16 protein-coding genes are annotated in these 21,699 nt (G+C 72.7%); 9 read left to right on the top strand and 7 right to left on the bottom strand.

Annotation, left to right across the window (positions count from 1 at the left end; all coding sequences use genetic code 11):
• Window positions 1-120 precede the first annotated feature (120 nt).
• From ACFYON_RS07390 to valS, 3 genes are all read left to right on the top strand, one after another.
• The gene (locus ACFYON_RS07390) at window positions 121-1,788 is read left to right on the top strand and encodes an ABC transporter ATP-binding protein (protein WP_387320661.1); all 1,668 of its coding nucleotides are present in this window, start codon (window positions 121-123) and stop codon (window positions 1,786-1,788) included.
• An 86-nt stretch (window positions 1,789-1,874) separates the two neighbouring features.
• The gene (locus ACFYON_RS07385; RefSeq protein ID WP_354870804.1) at window positions 1,875-3,707 is read left to right on the top strand and encodes an ABC transporter ATP-binding protein; all 1,833 of its coding nucleotides are present in this window, start codon (window positions 1,875-1,877) and stop codon (window positions 3,705-3,707) included.
• Between the two features lie 331 nt (window positions 3,708-4,038).
• The gene (gene valS / locus ACFYON_RS07380) at window positions 4,039-6,603 is read left to right on the top strand and encodes a valine--tRNA ligase (protein WP_387320656.1); all 2,565 of its coding nucleotides are present in this window, start codon (window positions 4,039-4,041) and stop codon (window positions 6,601-6,603) included.
• Between the two features lie 43 nt (window positions 6,604-6,646).
• On the opposite strand, the gene ACFYON_RS07375 is transcribed toward valS, so the two are convergent.
• The 4 genes from ACFYON_RS07375 to ACFYON_RS07360 are packed head-to-tail and all read right to left on the bottom strand — an operon-like array spanning window position 6,647 to window position 10,101.
• Window positions 6,647-7,357 (bottom strand): ABC transporter permease subunit, encoded by a 711-nt coding sequence (locus ACFYON_RS07375; RefSeq protein WP_387320654.1) that lies wholly within the window; start codon window positions 7,355-7,357, stop codon window positions 6,647-6,649.
• Window positions 7,357-8,316, bottom strand: coding sequence for an ABC transporter ATP-binding protein (locus tag ACFYON_RS07370; protein ID WP_387320652.1), 960 nt, complete (start codon window positions 8,314-8,316; stop codon window positions 7,357-7,359). The genes ACFYON_RS07375 and ACFYON_RS07370 overlap by 1 nt, the downstream gene beginning before the upstream one ends.
• Complete coding sequence (locus ACFYON_RS07365; protein WP_354870728.1) at window positions 8,313-9,194, bottom strand: ABC transporter permease; 882 nt, start codon at window positions 9,192-9,194, stop codon at window positions 8,313-8,315. The genes ACFYON_RS07370 and ACFYON_RS07365 overlap by 4 nt, the downstream gene beginning before the upstream one ends.
• The gene (locus tag ACFYON_RS07360) at window positions 9,187-10,101 is read right to left on the bottom strand and encodes an ABC transporter ATP-binding protein (RefSeq protein WP_387320650.1); all 915 of its coding nucleotides are present in this window, start codon (window positions 10,099-10,101) and stop codon (window positions 9,187-9,189) included. Before ACFYON_RS07360 ends, ACFYON_RS07365 begins: the two co-directional genes overlap by 8 nt.
• A 155-nt stretch (window positions 10,102-10,256) precedes the next feature.
• Here ACFYON_RS07360 and ACFYON_RS07355 point away from each other — a divergent pair, with 155 nt between their 5' ends.
• The 4 genes from ACFYON_RS07355 (at window position 10,257) to galT (ending at window position 15,497) form a co-directional block, all read left to right on the top strand.
• On the top strand, window positions 10,257-11,804 hold the full coding sequence (locus ACFYON_RS07355; protein WP_387320648.1) for a glycosyltransferase family 2 protein: 1,548 nt from the start codon (window positions 10,257-10,259) through the stop codon (window positions 11,802-11,804).
• A gap of 128 nt (window positions 11,805-11,932) precedes the next feature.
• Window positions 11,933-13,462 (top strand): adenylyl-sulfate kinase, encoded by a 1,530-nt coding sequence (cysC, locus tag ACFYON_RS07350; RefSeq protein ID WP_387320646.1) that lies wholly within the window; start codon window positions 11,933-11,935, stop codon window positions 13,460-13,462.
• 176 nt (window positions 13,463-13,638) lie between these two features.
• Window positions 13,639-14,427, top strand: a complete 789-nt coding sequence (locus ACFYON_RS07345; protein ID WP_387320644.1) for a DeoR/GlpR family DNA-binding transcription regulator — start codon at window positions 13,639-13,641, stop codon at window positions 14,425-14,427.
• A complete protein-coding gene (galT, locus tag ACFYON_RS07340; protein ID WP_387320642.1) occupies window positions 14,424-15,497 on the top strand; it encodes a galactose-1-phosphate uridylyltransferase in 1,074 nt (357 codons plus the stop codon). The genes ACFYON_RS07345 and galT overlap by 4 nt, the downstream gene beginning before the upstream one ends.
• A gap of 84 nt (window positions 15,498-15,581) precedes the next feature.
• Here galT and ACFYON_RS07335 read toward each other — a convergent pair whose 3' ends face one another.
• On the bottom strand, window positions 15,582-16,799 hold the full coding sequence (locus tag ACFYON_RS07335) for an NADP-dependent isocitrate dehydrogenase (RefSeq protein WP_387320640.1): 1,218 nt from the start codon (window positions 16,797-16,799) through the stop codon (window positions 15,582-15,584).
• Between the two features lie 139 nt (window positions 16,800-16,938).
• Here ACFYON_RS07335 and ACFYON_RS07330 point away from each other — a divergent pair, with 139 nt between their 5' ends.
• Complete coding sequence (locus ACFYON_RS07330) at window positions 16,939-17,739, top strand: MBL fold metallo-hydrolase (RefSeq protein ID WP_354870713.1); 801 nt, start codon at window positions 16,939-16,941, stop codon at window positions 17,737-17,739.
• 48 nt (window positions 17,740-17,787) lie between these two features.
• Here ACFYON_RS07330 and mdh read toward each other — a convergent pair whose 3' ends face one another.
• Window positions 17,788-18,738: a malate dehydrogenase gene (gene mdh / locus ACFYON_RS07325; RefSeq protein WP_354870711.1), complete on the bottom strand. Its 951-nt coding sequence runs from the start codon at window positions 18,736-18,738 to the stop codon at window positions 17,788-17,790.
• A gap of 98 nt (window positions 18,739-18,836) precedes the next feature.
• Window positions 18,837-19,700, bottom strand: coding sequence for a bifunctional methylenetetrahydrofolate dehydrogenase/methenyltetrahydrofolate cyclohydrolase (locus tag ACFYON_RS07320; protein WP_354870709.1), 864 nt, complete (start codon window positions 19,698-19,700; stop codon window positions 18,837-18,839).
• Window positions 19,701-20,092: 392 nt separating this feature from the next.
• Between ACFYON_RS07320 and ACFYON_RS07315 the strand changes: the two genes are divergently transcribed.
• Complete coding sequence (locus tag ACFYON_RS07315) at window positions 20,093-21,691, top strand: ABC transporter substrate-binding protein (protein ID WP_354870707.1); 1,599 nt, start codon at window positions 20,093-20,095, stop codon at window positions 21,689-21,691.
• Window positions 21,692-21,699 lie beyond the last annotated feature (8 nt).

Genomic DNA, 21,699 nt, shown 5'->3' with positions numbered 1-21,699 from the left:
ACCCCCCCCCCGCCCCCCCCCCCCCACCCCCCCGGGGGGGGGCGCCCCCCCCCCCCCCCCCCCGCGCGCGGGGGGGCCCGGGGGGGGGGGGGGGCGCCCCCCCCCCCCCCCGCGGCGAGCCTGGCCGTCCCGCTGGTGGTGCAGCGGGTGGTCGACGGGCCGGTGGCCCGGCACGACGAGGCCGGGCTGCTCCGGCTCGGTGGCCTGGCGCTGCTGCTCGGCATGGCCGAGGCGGTCCTGATCTTCATTCGCCGCTGGACGCAGTCGTCGTCCTCGGTGGGCATGGAGGCCGCCATCCGCGCCGAGATCTACGCCCACCTGCAGCGGCTTCCGGCCTCCTTCCACGACCGCTGGCAGTCCGGTCAGTTGCTGTCCCGGATCACCAGCGACCTGTCGGTGATCCGGCGGTTCCTCTCCTTCGGGCTGCTGTTCCTGGTGCTCAACCTGGTCACCTACGCGGCAGTGGTGGCGCTGCTGATCCGGCTGCACCCGTGGCTGGGACTGCTGGTCGCGGCCAGCGCCGTACCGCTGTTCCTGATCAGCCGCCGTTTCGCGCGCCACTACCACGCGGCGTCGCGCCGGATGCAGGACCAGCAGGGCGACGTCGCCACACTGGTCGAGGAGACGGCGCTGGGGCTACGCACCATGCGGGCGTACGGGCGCGGGCCGGAACTGGCGGCCCGGTTCGCCGTCGGCGCGCGCCGGCTGCACGACACCGGGATCGGTAAGGCCCGGCTGCTGGCCCGTACGTCCGCGCTGTTCGACCTGGTGCCCAACCTGACGCTCGGCGCCGTCCTGGTGGCCGGCGCCGCGGCGGTCGCCGACGGCGCCCTGTCCATCGGCGAGCTGGTCGCGTTCGTCAGCCTCCAGCTCATGCTGATCTGGCCGGTACAGTCGCTGGGCTGGATCATCGCAAACGGTCAGGAGGCCGCGACCGCCGCCGACCGGATCCAGGAGGTGCTGGACACGCCGCCGACCATCGTGGACGGCCCGCAGGCCCGGCCGCTCGACCGGAGCGAGGTACGCGGCCGGCTCCGCTTCGAGGGGGTCCGCTTCCGCTATCCCGGCACGTCCGCGCCGGTGCTGCGCGACCTGGACCTGACCGTCGAACCGGGCGAGACGATGGCGCTGGTCGGCGTCACCGGCTGCGGCAAGAGCACGCTGCTGTCGCTCGTCCCCCGGCTGCACGAGGCGACCGGCGGCCGGCTCACACTCGACGGGAACGACGTGCGTGACCTGCGGTTGGATTCGTTGCGCCGACTGGTCGCCGTGGCGTTCGAGGAGCCGACGCTGTTCTCCATGTCGGTCTGGGAGAACCTCACCCTGGGCCGGCCGGACGCGAGCGAGGACGAGGTCCGGGCCGCGCTGGCGCTGGCCCAGGCGGAGTTCGCGTACGGGCTGCCGTGGGGGCTGGCCACCCGGGTCGGTGAGCAGGGGCTGTCGTTGTCCGGCGGGCAGCGGCAGCGGCTCGCGCTGGCGCGTGCGGTGCTCGGCCGGCCCGCGGTGCTGGTGCTCGACGACCCGCTCTCCGCGCTCGACGTGCACACCGAGGCGCTCGTCGAGACGGCCCTGCGCCGGGTGCTGCGGGAGACCGCGACCACCACCCTGCTGGTGGCGCACCGCCCCTCGACAGTGGCGCTGGCGGATCGGGTGGCGTTGCTCGACGACGGCCGGATCGCCGCCGTCGGCACCCACTCGGATCTGCTGGCCCGGGTGCCCGCGTACCGGGCGGTGCTGTCCGCCGAGCCGGAGCGCCGGACCGGCGGCGTCGGACTGGTGCGCTCGTGACCGGCCGTGTGCCGCGGGTGCCCCGGCCGCGCGACGCGCCGAACGGTGACGGTGCGACCGGCGAACGCCACGGCGACGATGACGACCTGTCCCACTGGCGAGGGCGGGCCAGCGATCCGGACGCCGACCGCAGCCGGGCCGAGGACTCCTCCCCGGAGGCGGTGGCCCGGCTGCGCGCCCGCAGCCGGCTGCTGCTGCGGCGGCTGCTGCGCCCGCACCGGCGGACGCTCGGCCTGGCGGTGGCGTTGCTGCTGGCCCAGAACGCCGCCGCGATGTCCGGGCCGTACCTGGTCATGCTCGGCATCGACCGGGGCATCGGGCCGCTGCGGTCCGGTGGTCCCGGCCCGCTGATCGCCGTGGCCGCCGCGTTCGTGGCCGCGACCGCTGTCGAGTACGCGGCCCGGCGCGCGTTCCTCACCCTCGCCGCCCGGATCGGCCAGGCCGTCCTGCTCGACCTGCGCCGCCGGGTGTACGGGCACTTCCTCCGCCTCGACGTCGGGTTCCACGAGCGCTACACGTCCGGCCGGATGGTGTCCCGGCTGACCAGCGACCTGGAGTCGATCGCCGAGCTGGTCGACGGCGGCATCGACAAGCTGGCGATGGCCGGGCTCTCCGTGCTGTCGGTGGCGGGCATCCTGCTCTGGCTGGACCTGCCGCTGGCGGCGGTGACGCTGCTCGCGTTCCCGTTCCTGTTCGTGCTGTCGCGCTGGTTCGCCCACGCGTCGGCCGGGGCGTACCGGCGCACCCGGGAGGCGGTGGCGCTGGTCATCGTGCACTTCGTCGAGTCGCTGCGCGGGATCCGGGCCGTGCAGGCGTACCGGCGGGAGGAGCGCAACGAGCACATCTTCGGCGGGGTGAACGACGACTACCGGCGCTCCAGCCTGCGCGCGTTCCGGCTGATCGCGATCTACTCGCCGGGCATCCGGCTGATCGGCAACCTGACCGCGGCGGTGGTGCTCGGGTACGGCGGGTGGCGGGTGCTGGGCGGCGACGTGGAGGTGGGCGTGCTCGCCGCGTTCCTGCTCTACCTGCGCCGCTTCTTCGAGCCGATGGAGGAGCTGAGCCAGTTCTACAACTCGCTCCAGTCGGCGACCGCGGCGCTGGAGAAGCTGGCCGGGGTGCTCGACGAACGCCCGGCGGTGCCCGAACCGGTCCGGCCGGTGCCGCTGCCCGCCGGGCCGCCGCGCGGCGCGGTGACCTTTCGGTCGGTCTCCTTCGGCTACCGCCGGCAGACGCCGATCCTGTCCGGCCTGGACCTGACCGTGCCGGCCGGGCAGACCGTGGCGTTGATCGGGCCGACCGGCGCCGGGAAGTCCACAGTCGCCAAGCTGCTGGCCCGCTTCCACGACCCGGACGCCGGGTCGGTGTGCCTGGACGGGGTGGATCTGTGCGACCTGGCCGACGCCGAGCTGCGCCGGGCGGTGGTGCTGGTGACCCAGGAGACCCACCTGTTCAGCGGTTCCGTGGCCGACAACGTCAGGTTCGGCCGCCCCGACGCCGACGACGAGGCGGTGGTGGCGGCGGCCCGGGCGATCGGCGCGCACGAGTTCATCGCCGCGCTGCCCGACGGGTACGCGACCGACGTGCACCGGCGCGGCGGGCGGCTCTCGGCGGGGCAGCGGCAGCTCGTGGCGTTCGCCCGGGCGTTCCTGGCCGACCCCCGGGTGCTGATCCTCGACGAGGCGACCTCGTCGCTCGACGTGCCGACGGAACGCCTGGTGCAGCGGGCGCTGCACCAGGTGTTGCGCGACCGGACCGCGCTCGTCATCGCCCACCGGCTGTCCACTGTGGAAACCGCTGACCGGGTGCTGGTGCTCGACGGCGGACGGGTCGTGGAAGACGGCCCGCCGGCCCGGCTCGTCACGGCCGGCGGCCGCTACGCCGCCCTGCACCGGCAGTGGCGCGACTCCCTGCGCTGACAGGCATCCGGCGCCGGTACGGCCATGCCCCGGGTGACACTGCGGAGCAGCGGCATGGCCGGGGCCAGCCACGGCGGACACCGTCATCGCGGCCGCGCCGGACGCCAGCACGGCGGCCGCCCGGCCGGGCTCCGGATCGAGGGCGTCCGACGGGTCGGCGGCGACCAGTACCAGACCGGCGCCGATCGCCAGGCCGGCGCCGATGGCTGCGATCATGGCGCCTTTTCGGCATCGTGGACGGTGCGATGCCTACACGACCCGTCAAGGGCCGCACGCCGCTCAGCACGGCAAAGCCGTGGAGCGGCACGGCCCGAATCCCTACCATCGGCTGATGACCGACACGACGATCAGCGCCCGCGGCGGCGTCCCCGAGCGTCCGAGCCTGGACGGCCTCGAGGAGACCTGGGCTCGCCGCTGGCAGTCCGACGGCACGTACGCGTTCGACCGTACGAAGGAGCGCTCGGACGTATACGCGATCGACACTCCCCCGCCGACCGTGTCGGGCGAACTGCACATGGGGCACGTCTTCTCGTACACCCACACCGACACGGTGGCCCGGTTCCAGCGGATGCGCGGGCGGACCGTCTTCTACCCGATGGGCTGGGACGACAACGGGCTGCCCACCGAGCGACGGGTGCAGAACGTCTACGGCGTGCGCCCCGACCCGGCGCTGCCGTACGACAGGGACTGGCGCCCGCCGGGCGCGCCGGTGGACGACGCGGCCCGGAAGAACCCGACGGCGATCTCCCGGCGCAACTTCATCGAGCTGTGCGAGCTGCTCACTGTCGAGGACGAGAAGGCGTTCGAGACGCTGTGGCGGCGGCTCGGGCTGTCGGTGGACTGGTCGCTGACGTACACGACCATCGGGTCGGCGGCCCGCGCGGCCAGCCAGCGCGCGTTCCTGCGCAACCTGGCCCGGGGCGAGGCGTACCAGGCCGAGGCGCCGACGCTCTGGGACGTCGGGTACGGCACCGCTGTCGCGCAGGCGGAACTGGAGGACCGGGAGCGGCCCGGCGCGTACCACCGGCTGCGGTTCACCGGCCCGGCCGGGCGCGAGGTCCTGATCGACACCACCCGGCCGGAGCTGCTGCCGGCCTGCGTGGCGCTGGTCTGCCACCCCGACGACGAGCGGTACGCGGACCTGGTCGGCGCGTCCGTGCGTACCCCGGTGTTCGGGGTCGAGGTGCCGGTGCGCGCGCACCCGCTGGCGGACCCGGCCAAGGGCACGGGCATCGCGATGGTCTGCACGTTCGGTGACCTGACCGACGTGACCTGGTGGCGGGAGCTGCGGCTGGACACCCGGGTGGTGATCGGCCGGGACGGGCGGCTGCTGCCGGAGCCGCCGGCCGGCGTGCCGGCGGAGCCCTACGCGGCGCTGGCCGGGCAGAGCGTCAACGGCGCCCGGCGGACGCTGGTGGAGCTGCTTGCCGACGCGGGCGACCTGGTCGGCGAGCCGCGGCCGATCACCCATCCGGTGAAGTTCTACGAGCGCGGCGACCGGCCGCTGGAGATCGTGTCGACCCGGCAGTGGTATCTGCGCAACGGCGGCCGGGACGCCGGCCTGCGTGAGGAGTTGCTGGCCCGGGGGCGGGAGCTGCGCTGGGTGCCGGAGCACATGCGGCACCGGTACGAGCACTGGGTGGGCGGCCTCACCGGCGACTGGCTGGTCAGCCGACAGCGGTTCTTCGGCGTGCCGGTGCCAGTGTGGTACCGGCTCGACGACGCTGTCGAGCCGGACTGGTCCCACCCTCTCACACCGGACGAGGCGATGCTCCCGATCGACCCGACGAGCGAGCCGCCGCCCGGATACGACGAGTCGCAGCGTGGCGAGCCGGGTGGTTTCACCGGCGACCCGGACGTGCTGGACACCTGGGCCACCTCGTCGCTGACCCCGCAGATCGTCGGCGGCTGGGAGACCGATCCGGACCTGTTCGGCCGGGTCTTCCCGATGGACCTGCGCCCGCAGGGGCACGACATCATCCGGACCTGGCTGTTCGCCACGGTGACCCGGTCCCACCTGGAACACGGCGCGCTGCCCTGGCACACCGCTGTGCTCTCCGGCTGGATCCTCGACCCGGACCGCAAGAAGATGTCCAAGTCCAAGGGCAACGTGGTCACGCCGATGGCGCTGCTGGAGCAGAACGGATCCGACGCGGTCCGCTACTGGGCCGCCAGCGGCAAGCCGGGCACGGACCTGGCGTACGACCCGGCCCAGGTCAAGGTGGGCCGCCGGCTGGCCACCAAGCTGCTCAACGCGTCCCGGTTCGCGCTCGGGCTGGGCGCCGCCGACGCGCTGCGGGCCCCGGTGACCCAACCGCTGGACACCGCGATGCTCGCCGAACTGTCCGGCGTGGTCGGGACGGCGACGTCCGCCTTCGACGGGTACGACCACACCGCCGCCCTGATGGCCACCGAGGCGTTCTTCTGGCGGTTCTGCGACGACTACATCGAGTTGGTGAAGGAGCGCGCCTACGGCGCCGGGCCGGCCGCGGACTCGGCCCGGGCGGCGCTGGCGACCGCGCTGTCGGTGCAGTTGCGCCTGTTCGCGCCGGTGCTGCCGTTCGTCACCGAGGAGGTCTGGTCGTGGTGGCGGTACGGCTCGGTGCACCGCTCGCCGTGGCCGACCACGTACGAGGTGAGCCGCGCGATGGCCGCGCCGGGTGACCCGGAGCTGCTGCGGCTGGCCGCGGACGCGCTGGGTCAGGTGCGCCGCGCCAAGTCGGAACGGAAGCTGTCGATGAAGGCGGACGTGCCGCTGGCCGAGGCGCTCGGACCGGCGGCAGTGCTCGACCAGCTCGGCGCCGTCGCCGACGACCTACGCTCGGCGGGCCGGATCGCCAAACTGGACCTGCTGCCCGACCGCACCACCGAACTGGTCATCGCCTGCGCGTTCTGACCGTGCGGGGCGGCCGGCGTCATGCCGGCCGCCCCGTCCGAGGTCAGCTCGTCTCGCCGGCCACGCTGAACGAGCGCAGGCGGTCGATCGCCAGCACCGTGAACCCGACCGCCACCAGGGCGGTGAGGACGGCCGCGACCGGCACCGAGACGCTGGTGCCGAGCAACGGCGTCGGCGCCATCCGGTCGGCCAGGGCGATCACCCACTGCTGGATCGACAGCACCCGGGTACCGCCGACGAACCGGCCCAGCAGCCCTTCCCAGATCAGCACGTAGACCAGGCCGAGCAGCACCGGCCGCCGGGTCACCAGGCTCAGCGCCAGGAACAGCGCCGAGTACGCCAGCGCGCCCGCCGCCGAGGCGGCGACCAGGGCGAGTCCGAGGCGTACCGAATCGGCAAGCACGCCCGCGACGTAGATCGGGACGCCCACGGTGACCGCGCTGACCCCGGCCGCGACCGCCAGCTTCGGCAGCACGATCTGCCAGCGCGGCAGCGGCTTGGTGAGGATGTGCACGATGGTCCCGTCGTCGATCTCCGCGCCCAGCACGCCGGTGCCCACGATCAGGGAGACCACCGGCAGCACCACCGCCAGGCCGAGGCCGACGAGCACCGGCGGACCCCACTGACCCGGGTCGACGCCGAGCGACCGGCAGAGCACCGCCAGGCCGATGAGGACCAGCGGCAGCGGCAGGAGCATGAGGAACCGGCTCCGGCCGAACAGGCCGCGCGCGGTGATCCAGGTGACTGTCGACATCATGCCTCCACCAGATACGAGAAGACGCTCTCCAGCGACTCGTCCTCCGGCAGGAGCTGCCGGACCCGGATGCCGTGCCGGAGCGCGATCCGGGGCAGGGCCCGGGTGAACGCGCCGTAGTCACCGGCCTTGACGGTCAGACCGCTACGGCCCAGCTCGACGCCGGATACCGACGCCTCGGCCATCAGCGCCACCGCCAGCGCCCGGTCGTCGGTGGAGCGGACCGCGAACACGTGCGGCCGGTTGGTCATCAGGCGGCGGATGGTGCGGTAGTCGCCGGAGGCGGCCAGCCGGCCGGCGACCATCACCTGGACCGTGCCGGAGACCTGCTCGACCTCCTCCAGGATGTGCGAGCTGAACAGGATGGTCCGTCCCGCGTCGCCGAGCCGGTGCAGCAGCGCCATCATGTGCAGCCGCTGGCGTGGGTCCATCCCGTTGAACGGCTCGTCGAGCAGCAGCACCTGCGGATCGTGCACCAGCGCGGCGGCGACCCGGGTGCGCTGCCGCATGCCCTTGGAGTAGGTGCCGATCCGGCGGGTCTGCGCGTCCTCCATCTCGACCAGCTCGATCGCCCGCCGCGTCGCCGTCTCCGGGTCGGGCAGCCCGTGCAGCTTCGCGCTGGCGAGCACGAACTCGTACGCGCTGAGGAACGTGTGCACCGCCTCGCGCTCGCTGACCAGACCCAGCCGCCGGTAGACGGCGGGGTTGCGCCAGGTCGGCTCGCCGTCCAGCGTCACGGTGCCCCGGGACGCGGACAGGAAGCCGGCCATCATGTGCAGCAGCGTGGTCTTGCCGGCGCCGTTGGGGCCGAGCAGGCCGGTCACGCCGGGGCCGAGCCGCATGGTGACGTCGTTGACGGCCACCACGTTGCCGTACCAGCGGGAGACGCCCGCCAGGTCGAGCGTGCTCGTCGTGGCGCCGGGCGTGCCGGCCGCCGGCTGGGTGCTGATCGCCGTCATCGGGCGGCCACCTTCCGGTATCGCAGGAGCAGCAGGCTGACGCAGACGGCGACCAGCAGCACGGCGACCGCGGCGTAGACCGGCCCGAAGTCACCGATCGGCATGCCCCCGCCCTGGCCCTGGGTCAGCGCGTCGCCGAGCGCCCAGGCGCCCACGCCACCGACGAGCGTCGGCGGGGAGACGAGGAAGGCCAGCTCGTTCACGGTGGCCGACGGGAGGATGGACAGCACGCCGACCACCGGCGTGGTCATCAGGAAGACCGCCACGATGCCACCGGCGGCGAACGCGCGCTTGCCGGTGAGCGAGGCGACGAGCAGGGCGATCGAGGCGAACACCACTGCCCAGAGCCCGGCGTAGAGCAGGCCGGGCAGCAGGTCGAGCAGTTCGTCCCACACCCCGCGTACGCCCCGGTTCGTGGTGAACGCGGCGCCGAGGAACATCACCAGTTGCGGGCCGCCGAGCAGCAGCCAGAGCGCGGTCACCAGCGCCAGCAGCTTCGACAGGGCGTAGTCGCCGCGCGGCAGCGGGCGGGAGAAGTACAGCGGCAGCACGCCGCTGCGCAGGTCGCGGGAGACCAGCTCGGGCGCGGCCACCGCGGTGAAGAAGATGACCAGCCAGCTCATCGCGTCGGCGAACTGGGCGTACGTCATCACCACCTCGCCGATCTGGCTGCGCACCGCGGTCACCCCGGCGGCCACCACGGTGACCACGGAGACCACCAGCCACGGGAAGATCTTGGCCTTGGCGCTGCGGCCCAGCCCGAAGACGGTACGCACCCCGTGCAGGTAGAGCGCGCCGAAGACCTGCCGGCGGCCGAGCCGCGGACCGGTGTAGCGCTGGTAGCCGATGTCGTGGATGACCCCGGTCGCGTCAGACATGGCTGGGCTCCCTCGTGGCGAAGAGCTCGGCCACCCGGTGCCGCCGCTGGTCCAGCCGGTGCAGCGGCAGGTCCAGCTCGGCGACCGCGCCGAGAATCTGGTCGTAGGTGGCGTCGTCGGCGAGCGGGACGAGCAGCAGCCGCCCGTCGCGGCTCACCGGCAGGTCGAGCGCGGCGAGCCGGGCGGCCAGTTCCTCGGTGCCCTCGCTCACCTCGACGGCGAGCACGTCGGTGGCGGTGGTCATGGCGGCCACCCGGTCGGCGCGCAGCAGCCGGCCGCCGTCGATGGCGACGAGCGTGTCGCAGATCCGCTCGACCTCACCGAGCAGGTGCGAGCAGACCATCACCGAGATGCCGAACTCGGTGCCGATCCGGTGGATCAGCGCGAGCATGGCGTCCCGGCCGGCCGGGTCGAGGCCGTTCGTCGGCTCGTCGAGCAGCAACAGGTCGGGATCGTGTACGAGCGCCTGGGCGAGCTTGACCCGCTGCTTCATGCCGGTGGAGTAGCCACCGACAGCCCGGTGCCGTTCCTCGTGCAGACCGACGTGGCGCAGCGCCTCGGAGGCCCGTTCCCGGGCGACGGTGCGCGGCAGACCGCTGATCCGGCCCAGGTGGGTCACCAGCTCGGCGGCGGACAGGTCGGGCGGGAGGGCGTCGTGCTCGGGCATGTAGCCGACGCGGGCGCGGACCGCGGCCGGGTCGGTGGTGGGGTCGAGGCCGAGCACCTGCACCCGACCGCTGGTCGGCGGGAGCAGACCCAGCAGGATCTTGATCAGAGTGGACTTGCCGGCGCCGTTCGCGCCCACCAGCCCGATGATCCCCGGCTCGACCGACACAGTGAGGTCGGTCAACGCGGTGACCCGGCCTCCGTACGTCTTGGTCAGCGACTCGGTCGCGAGCAGTGTCACGCCGTTCAGCGTAGAACTCCGGAGCTGCGCCCGAGCCCGTCCGGACCCCGGCGATCCCCTGATCCTCGACCGCTCGCTCCCCTAGGTGGCGGGGACGGGGTAGCGGCCGGGCGGGGAAGCTGCCACCGTATGTGGGCGAATCGACGGGGGGCGGCATGAGCGACGGCACGGACCGGCCGGCGGTGAGCGTGGTGGTGCCCACGTACAACTGCGGCGCCAACATCGATCCGCTCGTCGCCTCGCTGACGCGGCAGGGCCTGCCGCCCGGTGAATACGAGGTGGTTTTCGCCGACGACGGGTCGACGGACGGTACGCCGCAGCGGCTGGACGAGCTGGCCGCCGCCGACCCGCACGTGCGGGTGCTGCACCTGGAGCACTCGGGCTGGCCGTCGCACCCGCGCAACTGCGGCCTGGAGCAGGCGCGCGGCGAGTACGTCTTCTTCGCCGACGACGACGACTGGTTCGGCGACGAGGCGCTGGCCCGCCTGCACGCCTGCGCCCGGGACCACGACGCGGACATCGTCATCGGCCGGATGGTCGGGCACCGGCGGGGCGTCCCGCGGGAACTGTTCCGGGAGAACCGGTTCGCCGCCACGCTCGCCGACGCGCCGCTGGCCGACAGCATGACCTGTCACAAACTGTTCCGGCGGTCCTTCCTGGAGCAGCACGGGCTGCGGTTCCCGGAGGGTCACCCCCGCCGCCTGGAGGACCACCGGCTGATGGCGGCGGCCTACCTGCTCGCGGGGCACGTCTGCGTGCTGGCCGACCACCCCTGCTACCACCACGTCCGCCGGGTGGACGCGGGCAACGTCACCGCCACCCGGATGGACCCGGCCGAGTACTACGCGGCGTTGCGCTCGGCGCTGGACATCGTCGACGAGCACCGGCCGGCCGCCACGGCCCGCCTCCGGCTGCACCGGCGCTGGCTGCGCAAGGAGATGCTGAGCCGGCTGCGCGGGCAGGCCCTGCTGAGCGCGCCGCAGCAGTGGGCGGACCAGGTGGCCGGCGAGGTGGGTCAGCTCCTCAAGGAGCGCTTCGCGCCGGAGGCGGTCGCCGGGCTGCCGCCGATCTTCCAGGTGATCGCACACCTCGCCGGGCAGGGGCGGATGGCGGATCTGCGCCGGCTGGCGGAGTGGGAGGCCAGCGTCCGGGCGCACGCCACAGTCGACACGTGGCGGGTGCGGGGGCGGGCGCTGGCCGTCTCCGTCTCCGCCCACCTGGCCGCGGGGGACGAGCCGCTGCGCTTCGACGACCAGGGGCTGCCGGTGCTTCCGCTGGCGAACACGGCGCCGGCCGGGGCCGTGCTGCGGGCCGGCGGGGCGAGGACCGACCTCGTCGTCCGCCGCCGGGAGACCCGGGAGGAGTTCTTCCTGCCGGTCGGCACCAGCACCGAGCGGGTCGACGACGGCCGGATACGGCACCGCAGCACCGCGACCGTCGACTTCGCGGCGCTCGCCGGCGGCCGGACCCGGGGCACCTGGGAGGTGCGGGCCCGGGTGGTCCAGGCCGGCTGGGCGCTCGACACCCGCCTGCCGCTGGTGGTGCGTTGCGCGGCCGACGGCGGCCCGCCCCGGGTGGAGGACGCGCGCCGGCTGCGGTCCCGGATCCGCCACGCGGTCCGGCGACTGCGGGACCGCGCGGTCGGCCGGTCGGCGCGCGCCGGCAGCCGTTCGCACGATCGACCGGCCGGGGCCGGCCGGTAAGGATTCGGTGACCCGGCTCGTCCTCGGCACTGTCGCCGGACACGCGATCACCGGGAGGCCGGGTGGCGCTCTCGACCGATCGCCGGTGGGCTGCGAAACTGTGTGCCGGCCGGTGAGTTGGGGGTTCGATGAGCAACGGGTGGCTGCTGCCCGAGGACGTTCTGCGGGATGCGCCGTCGTACGCGCCCAGACCCGCTGAGCTGGCCGATCTCCAGTTGTTGCTGAGTGGCGCGTACGCGCCGCTCACCGGTTTCATGAGCCGGGCCGACCTGGCCTCGCTGAAGCGGCGCGGCCGGCTGGCCGACGGCACGTCGTGGCCGGTGCCGGTGACGCTCCAGGTTCCGGCGGCGCTCGCCGACGGGCTGGACCCGGCGGACCCGGCACGCCGGGCGGTGGTGCTCACCGACGGTGAGGGCGCGCCGGTGGCGGCGATGGACGTGACCGACGTCTGGCCGGGCCGTGAGGGCATGGTGGGGGTCGGTGGCGCGGTGCGCCGCCTGGGCGACGGCGGCCACGGGCCGTTCCAGCGGCTGCGGCGCGGCCCCGACGAGGTACGCGGGTTGCTGCCGCCGGGCCGGGTGCTCGGCGTGTTCGCCGACCGCCCGTTGCACCGGCCGCAGCTCGCGCAGATCGCGCACGCGGCCCGTACGCTCGGCGCGCACCTGCTGGTGATGATCCCGGTGGGTGAGGAGTCGATCGGCGGCCTGCCGGCCGAGGCGCTGGTGCGCAGCGTGTTCGCCGCCCGCGACCGGATGCCCCCGGCGACGCTCGTGGCGGCGCCGCTGGTCCGGCGGCGCGACGAGATCAGCGACGCGCTGCTGCGGGCCCGGGTCGCCGGCGCGTACGGGGTTACCCACCTGCTCTCCACCGAGGGCATGCTCTCCGGCGCCGGCCTGCGCGTGCTGGTGCCCCGCGAGCTGGCCTACGACAACCGGGACGGCCAGTGGCGCTGGCGCGAGGACATCCCGCCGCGCAACCGCCGGCTGGCGCTGAGCACACGGGAGATCGACGACCTGCTGGACCGGGGTTTCCCGCTGCCCGAGTGGCACACCCCGCCGGCGGTGGCGAAGGAACTGACCCGGGCCCGTCCGCCGCGGCGGCACCGGGGCCTGGTGATCTTCCTGACCGGCCTGTCCGGCTCGGGCAAGTCGACGATCGCCAGAGGGCTCGCCGACGTGCTCCGCGAGCAGGGCGACCGCACGATCACGCTGCTCGACGGCGACGTGGTGCGGCGGGAACTCTCCGCCGGGCTGGGGTTCAGCAAGGCCGACCGGGATCTCAACGTGCGCCGGATCGGCTGGGTGGCCGCGGAGATCGCCCGGCACCGGGGCGTCGGCATCTGCTGCCCGATCGCGCCGTACGCGGCGGCTCGCGCCACCGCCCGGGAGATGGCGGAGACGGCCGGGGCGGGCTTCCTGCTGGTCCACGTGGCGACGCCGCTGGCGGTCTGTGAGCAGCGCGACCGCAAGGGCCTGTACGCCCGCGCCCGGGCCGGCCTGATCACCGGGATGACCGGCATCGACGACCCGTACGAGGAACCCACCGACGCCGACCTGGTGGTCGACACCTCGGAGCTCAGCGTCGAGGAGGCCGTCGGGAAGGTGATGGAGCACCTCACCGAGACGGGCTGGGTGGAGCCCCGCCTCCAGTCCGCCTGATCGCCTGATCGCCGGCCGTGTTCCGGCACCCAGCACGTCGACCGCCGCCGTCCGGCCTTCCGGACGGCGGCGGTTTCGCCTCACCCCTCGCTGCGCGGTAGTGTTCGTCTTTGTTGGAACACGTTCGACCGCGTCGAGTGTCCGCGCGGTCGGTGAGACGCGGAGGTGAGCCGGGGATGCTGGCGCGGCAGCGGCAGACGGCGATCCTGGAACGACTGCGCCGCGCCGGCGGCGTCCAGGTCACCGAGCTGGCGGCCGAGTTCGGCGTCTCCGACATGACGATCCGGCGCGACCTGGACACGCTGCACGAGCAGGGCCTGCTCGCCAAGGTGCACGGGGGCGCGACGCCGGCCGGTCCCGGTTCCACCGACGAGCCCGGCTTCCACGCCAAGTCCGTCCGCCAGTCCGCCGAGAAGGCCACGATCGCCGAGCACGCCGCGCGGCTGGTCCGGCCCGGCGCCGCGATCGCGCTCTCCGCCGGCACCACCACGGCCGAACTGGCCCGGCGGCTGGTGGACGTGCCCGGCCTCACAGTGGTCACCAACTCGCTGCCGGTGGCGGAGGTCCTGCACGTCGGCGGCCGGCCGGACCAGACGGTGGTGCTCACCGGCGGCGTACGCACGCCGTCGGACGCGCTCGTCGGCCCGCTCGCCGTGGCCGCGATCGCCGCGCTCCACCTGGACCTGCTGTTTCTCGGCGTACACGGGATCAGCGAACGGGCCGGCTTCACCACGCCCAATCTGATGGAGGCGGACACGAACCGGGCGCTCGTGGCAGCGGCGGACCGGCTCGTGGTGCTCGCCGACCACACCAAGTGGGGCACCGTCGGCATCTCGTCGATCGTGCCCCTGGACGCGGCGGACGTGCTGGTCACCGACGACCGGTTGGCACCCGGGGCCCGACGGGTACTCGACGACAGGGTGGGCGAGCTGGTGACGGTGCCCACGACGAGGGGGGCGGAGTGAAGCGTACGCAGATCGCGCTGGCCGACGGCCGCGAGCTGATCTACTTCGACGAGCGGGACGACGCGGTCCGCGACCAGCCGGACCGGCGGGACCTGCCCCCGCCCCCGCCCGCCTCACAGCTGCGGTACGACCCGCTGACCGACGAGTGGGTGGCGGTGGCGGTACACCGGCAGACCCGCACGTTCCTGCCCCCGGCCGACCAGTGCCCGCTCTGCCCGTCCCGGGGCGAGCGGCACAGCGAGATCCCGGCACCCGACTACGACGTGGTGGTCTTCGAGAACCGGTTCCCGTCGCTGAGCCAGCGGGTAGCCGACGAACCGGCCGAGATCACGCCGTTCACCCCGGTACGCCCCGGACTCGGCAGGTGCGAGGTGGTCTGCTTCACCGACGACCACAACGCCTCGTTCGCCCGGCTCTCCCCGCACCGGGTGCGGACGGTGCTCGACGCGCTCGCCGACCGCACCACGGCGCTGAGCGCGCTGCCCGGCGTGGAGCAGGTCTTCCCGTTCGAGAACCGGGGCGTGGAGATCGGGGTGACGCTGCACCACCCGCACGGGCAGGTCTACGCGTACCCGTTCGTCACGCCGCGCACCCGCACCATGCTTGCCGCCGCCCGGCGGCACGCCGAGCGCACCGGGGGCAACCTCTACGCCGACGTGCTGGCCGCCGAACGGGCCGCCGGGGAGCGGGTGGTGACGAGCAACGAGCACTGGACGGCGTACGTCCCGGCGGCGGCGCGCTGGCCGTTCGAGGTGCACGTGGCGCCGCACCGGCCGGTGCCGGACATCCCGGCGCTCGACGACGCCGAGCGCGACGCGTTCGGGCCGCTCTACCTGGACCTGCTGCGCCGCTTCGACGGGCTGTTCGACATGCCCATGCCGTACATCGCGGCCTGGCACCAGGCGCCGGTACGGATCGACCGGGAGCTGGGCCACCTGCACCTGCAGCTGTTCAGCATCCGGCGGGCCAAGGACAAGCTGAAGTACCTGGCCGGGTCGGAGTCCGGCATGGGCGTGTTCATCAACGACATCGCCCCGGAACGCGCCGCCGAGCTGCTGCGCGCCGCGTGAAAGGAAGGGCCCTTCTTAACGCCTGCGGTAGAGGAAGGGCCCCTTCTACAACGCGAGGCGTTAAGAAGGGGCCCTTCCTTACACTCAGGCGGCGAGCTTGCGGGCCAGGTTCTCGTCGAGCGCGTTCATGAACTCGTCGGTGGTCAGCCACGGGGCGTCCCGCGAGATGAGCAGCGCGAGGTCCTTGGTCATCTGGCCGCCCTCGACGGTGTCCACGATGACCTTCTCCAGCGTGTCGGCGAACTCGGTGACCGCCGGGGTGCCGTCCAGCTTGCCCCGGTGGGCCAGGCCCCGGGTCCAGGCGTAGATCGAGGCGATCGGGTTGGTCGAGGTCTTCTCGCCCTTCTGGTACTGCCGGTAGTGCCGGGTGACGGTGCCGTGCGCGGCCTCGGCCTCGACGGTGCGGCCGTCCGGGGAGAGCAGCACCGAGGTCATCAGGCCCAGCGAGCCGAAGCCCTGCGCGACGGTGTCGGACTGCACGTCACCGTCGTAGTTCTTGCAGGCCCAGACGTAGCCACCCTCCCACTTGAGCGCGGCGGCGACCATGTCGTCGATCAGCCGGTGCTCGTAGGTGATGCCGGCGGCGTCGAACTCGGCCTTGAACTCGTTCTCGAAGACCTCGGCGAAGAGGTCCTTGAACCGGCCGTCGTACGCCTTGAGGATGGTGTTCTTGGTCGACAGGTAGACCGGGTACTTGCGGTCCAGGCCGTACCGGAACGAGGCGCGGGCGAAGTCCCGGATCGACTCGTCGTAGTTGTACATGCCCATGGCGATGCCGCTGCCGGGGAAGTTGGCGACCTCCATCTCCATCGGGGCGCTGCCGTCGGCCGGGGTGTAGGTGATGGTCACCTTGCCCGGGCCGGGAACGACGAAGTCGGTGGCCTTGTACTGGTCGCCGTGCGCGTGCCGGCCGATGATGATCGGCTTGGTCCAGCCCGGGACGAGCCGCGGCACGTTCGACATGATGATCGGCTCGCGGAAGACCACGCCGCCGAGGATGTTGCGGATGGTGCCGTTCGGCGACCGCCACATCTTCTTCAGGCCGAACTCCTCCACCCGGGCCTCGTCCGGGGTGATGGTGGCGCACTTGACGCCGACGCCGTGCTCCTTGATGGCGTTGGCGGCGTCGACCGTGACCTGGTCGTCGGTGGCGTCACGGTGCTGGATCGACAGGTCGTAGTAGTGCAGGTCGACGTCGAGGTAGGGCAGGATCAGCTGCTCCCGGATCTGCTTCCAGATGATCCGGGTCATCTCGTCGCCGTCGATCTCCACGACCGGGTTGTTTACCTTGATCTTCGCCATCGGCCGGCGCTCCTCTCGGGGGACACGTGCTCAAGCAGTACGAGCGTACTGGAAACTGGCCGGCAGTCCCCAGGCGGCCCGGGTGGACCGCCGGAAAAGCGGGCTGCGTCGCACCGCGACCCGCTGGCATCATCTGCCGATGCCGCACAACCGCACCCTCGGGTCTATCACGGTCACCGCGCTCTCCGACGGCGAGGGGCCCTTCTTCCAGCCCCGCGGCGAGGCCTTTCCCGACGCCACCGAGACGCACTGGCAGGCGGCCGACCGGCTCGACCTGGGCGCGGTCACCGACGACGGCCGGTGGTGGCTGCGGTTCCGCGCGTTCGCCGTGCGGGTCGGCGACGGGCCGGTCACGCTCGTCGACGCCGGGATCGGCCCGGCCGACTCGCTCGCCGCGAGTTGGGCGCCGGTGCCGGGCCGGCTCCCCGCCGAGCTGGCCGCCGCCGGGATCGATCCGGCCGACGTCCGCACCGTGGTCCTCACCCACCTGCACACCGACCACGTGGGCTGGGCCGGTCCGCTCTTCCCGAACGCGGACCACCTGGTCCAGCGCGCCGAGGTGGACGCGCTGGAGCTGTTCCACCCGGACCTGCCGGCCCGGCTGCTGGCGCCGTTGCGCGCCGCCGGCCGGCTGCGGGTGGTCGACGGTGCGACGTCACTCACCCCCGGGGTACGGCTGCTGCACACGCCCGGGCACACGCCGGGTCACCAGTCGGTGCTGGTCGAGGCGGACGACGACCGTCTCCTGATCACCGGCGACCTGCTCGTGCACGCCATCCAGTTGGTGGAACCGGACCTGGCGTACGCCCACGAGGTGGACCCGGACAGGGCCCGCCACTCCCGGCAGAACCTGCTGGCAACCCTCTCCCCCGCCGTCCTGGCCACTCCCCACCTGACCGCCCCCTTCACCCCCCACCCGCCGCCGCGGACGGGACGGTGAAGGCCCGACGGCGGGAGCCGGCGGGCCTTCAGGCGCAGTGTTCGGGTGTCACATGCTGGCGACGTCGCCCTGCTTGGCGCGGACCGCCTCGGCGGCCTCCTTCAGCGCGGCCAGCTCGTCGGCGTCCAGGTCGGTCTCGACGACCCGCTTCACGCCCTCGGCACCGATCTCGGCCTCGACGCCCAGGTAGACGCCGGAGATGCCGTACTCGCCGTCGACCCAGGCGCAGACCGGCATGACGGCGCCGGAGTCCTCGGCCACGGCCTTCGCCATCCGGGCCGCGGCGGCGGACGGGGCGTAGTACGCCGAGCCGGTCTTGAGCAGCGCGACGACCTCGGCGCCACCGTTGCGGGTCTTGACGACCAGCTCCTCGATCTGCTCGGCCGGCATGACGTCACGCAGCGGCTTGCCGTTCACGGTGCTCTTGGACGGCACCGGGACCATGGTGTCGCCGTGCGAGCCGAGCGTCAGGGTCCGTACCGACTTCACCGGTACGCTCAGCGCCTCGGCGACGAAGTTGGTGAAGCGGGCGGTGTCCAGCATGCCGGCCTGGCCGAGCACCCGGTTCTTCGGGAACTGGGTGGCGAGCTGGGCCAGCGCGGTCATCTCGTCGAGCGGGTTGGACACCACGATGACGACGGCGTTCGGGGCGTACTTGGCGACGTTCTCGGCGACCTGCCGGACGATCTTGGCGTTGGTCTCCAGCAGGTCCATCCGGCTCATGCCCGGCTTGCGCGGCAGGCCGGCGGTGATGACGACGACGTCCGAGCCCTCGATGGCGTCGTAGCCCTCGCCGTTCGGGCCGGTGGTGACGCCGACGACCTTGGTCTCGAAGCCCTCGACCGCGCGGGACTGGTTGAGGTCCAGCGCGAGGCCCGCCGGCTTGCCCTCCACGATGTCGGTGATCACGACGGTGTCGAAGACGTCGTACTCGGCCAGGCGCTGTGCGGTGGTCGAGCCGTAGAAGCCGGCGCCGACGACAGTGACCTTCTTACCCATGGTCGTCCCACTCCCTGATCCCAGTCGGTTTTCCGGACCGTATCAGCCATCCTGGCACCGATCGGGTCAGGGGCGGACGGTTATGACCTGCCTGGGTGTCAGCCCGCCCGCTCGGCCCGTTCCACCACGTTCGTCAGCAGCATCGCCCGGGTCATCGGCCCGACGCCGCCGGGCATCGGCACCAGCTTGCCGGCGACCTCGGCGACCTCCGGGTCGACGTCGCCGGTGTAGCGGCCCTTGCCGTCCTCGCCGATCACCCGCGTGATGCCGACGTCCACCACCGTCGCACCCGGGTTGACCATGTCGGCGGTGAGCAGGCCCGGCACGCCCGCCGCGACGATGACGACGTCGGCGGCACGGGTGTGCGCGGCCAGGTCGAGCGTGCCGGTGTGGCAGAGCGTCACCGTCGCGTTCTCGCTGCGCCGGGTCAGCAGCAGGCCCAGCGGGCGGCCGACCGTGTTGCCCCGGCCGACGACCGCGACGTTCGCGCCGCGCAGCGGCACGTCGTGCCGGCGCAGCAGCTCCACGATGCCGCGCGGGGTGCAGGGCAGCGGCGCGTCGTACCCGAGGACGAGCCGGCCCAGGTTGACCGGATGCAGCCCGTCGGCGTCCTTGTCCGGGTCGATCGACTCCAGCGCGCGCTGGGTGTCGAGGTGCCCGGGGAGCGGGAGCTGGACGATGTAGCCGTGGCAGGCCGGGTCGGCGTTCAGCTCGGCCAGTGCCGTGTCGAGCTGCTCCTGGGTGGCATCCGCCGGCAGCGCGACGCGCAGCGAGGCGATGCCGACCTCGGCGCAGTCGCGGTGCTTGCCGTTGACGTACGCCTGGGAGCCGGGGTCCTCGCCGACCAGCACCGTGCCGAGGCCCGGGGTGATGCCGCGTTCCGCCAGCGCCTTGACCCGGTCTCGTAGCTCGTCCTTGATCTCCGCCGCGGTGGCCTTGCCGTCCAGGATCGTCGCCGTCACGTCGTGATCGTCTCACGTCCGCCGCCGGTGCCGGACGACCACGGCCCACGATCACGTTCCGCAACGTGCCGTACGTCACGGAGGGTAACTAGTCACGGCGACAGGGAGGCCCTGCCGCACCCCGGCGGGCATGCACGGGACGGACGAGACAACCACCCCAGACGCCCCGGGCAACACCCCACCCGACCAGCCGAGGACGAACATACGGCCAGCTAGTGGCCTATCTAGCACGCTGAGGCGACCTTCGGCCACGCGCGGCGAGCACGATCTGTCATCGATTGACCACGCCAATGTTGTCGACCGGCCGAATCGCGACCTACCGTTACGACTCGTTGCGCAGAGTCACCCAGCGTCGGGACGACCGCGCAGCGCGAGGAGATGAGGAGACCCCCATGCGTGTTCGTAGGCTCGCGGCCTGGGCCGCGCTCCCGCTCGCGGTGACGCTCGGCCTGACGGCCTGCGGCTCGGGCGGCAGCGGCGGCGGCACCGGCGACTCCGACGCGGCCGTGCGGATCGAGATCGCCGAGCCGCAGCACCTGGTGCCCACAAACACCAACGAGACGAGCGGCTCCCAGGTCCTGTCGGCCCTTTTCAGCCCGCTCGTCGACTACGACGACGCGAACAAGCCGCACGAGGTGGCGGCCGACTCGGTGACGACGTCGGACAACAAGGTCTGGACGATCAAGCTGAAGCCCGGCTACACGTTCCACAACGGCGAGCAGGTCACCGCCGACAACTACATCGACGCCTGGAACTACGGCGCGTACGCGCCGAACGGCCAGAACTCCAGCTACTTCTTCGAGAAGGTGGCCGGTTACGACGACCTGCAGGGCGAAAGCCCGAAGGCCAAGACGCTCAGCGGCCTGAAGAAGGTCGACGACCTGACCTTCACCGTGACGCTCACCGAGCCGTACGTGGACTTCAGGTCCATGCTCGGCTACACCGCCTTCTACCCGCTGCCCGAGGCGGCCTTCTCCGCGCCGGGCGTGCTGGCCGAGGGCTACGAGCAGGCGCCGATCGGCCAGGGCCCGTTCAAGATGAAGGGCACCTGGCAGCACGACGCCAAGGTCGAGGTGGAGCGCTACGACGCGTTCCCGGGTCAGCAGCCCAAGGTCGGCGGCGTCGAGTTCCGCATCTACCAGCAGCCGACCGCCGCGTACGCGGACGTGCTGTCGGACAACCTCGACGTGATCAAGACGATCCCGACCGAGAACCTGTCCACCGCCGGGACCGACCTGGGCGACCGCTTCCTGCAGAGCCCGGCCTCGTCGCTGCAGGTGCTGGCCTTCCCGACGTTCCAGGAGGAGTTCAGCAAGCCCGAGGTGCGCAAGGCGATCTCGATGGCGATCGACCGGGACGAGATCACCAAGTCGATCTTCAAGGACTCGCAGCAGCCGGCCCGCTCGTTCGTCTCGCCGGTCGTCGCGGGTTACCGGGAGAACACCATCGGCACGGCCGGCGCGTTCGACCCGGTCAAGGCCAAGGCGGCGTACGAGGCCGCGGGCGGCCCGAAGAAGATCGAGCTGTCCTACAACGGCGACGGCGGCCACAAGGACTGGGTCGACGCCACCTGCAACCAGCTCAAGGCCAACCTGGGCGTGGATTGCGTCGGCACCGCCGAGCCGAAGTTCGCGGACCTGCTGACCAAGGTCAAGCAGAAGCAGCCGGTCGGCCTGTTCCGGATGGGCTGGGTCATGGACTACCCGTCCATGGAGAACTACCTCGGCCCGCTGTACAGCAGCACCGGCTCGTCGAACTACTACGGCTACAGCAACCCGGAGTTCGACAAGCTGCTCGCCGAGGGCGCCCGCGCGGCCACCGAGGACGAGGCGATCAAGAAGTACCAGGCGGCGGAGGACCTGCTGGCGCAGGACATGCCGGTGATCCCGCTGCGGTACGGGCAGAACAACTTCGGCCACTCGACCAAGGTCAAGAACGTCCACGTGGACCTGTTCGACCGGGTGGACCTGCTGAAGATCGAAATCGCCTGACACCCCGC

It is taken from the genome of Micromonospora sp. NPDC005686, assembly GCF_042871665.1.
GTDB lineage: Bacteria > Actinomycetota > Actinomycetes > Mycobacteriales > Micromonosporaceae > Micromonospora.
This window is presented reverse-complemented; position numbering and strand designations above follow the sequence as displayed.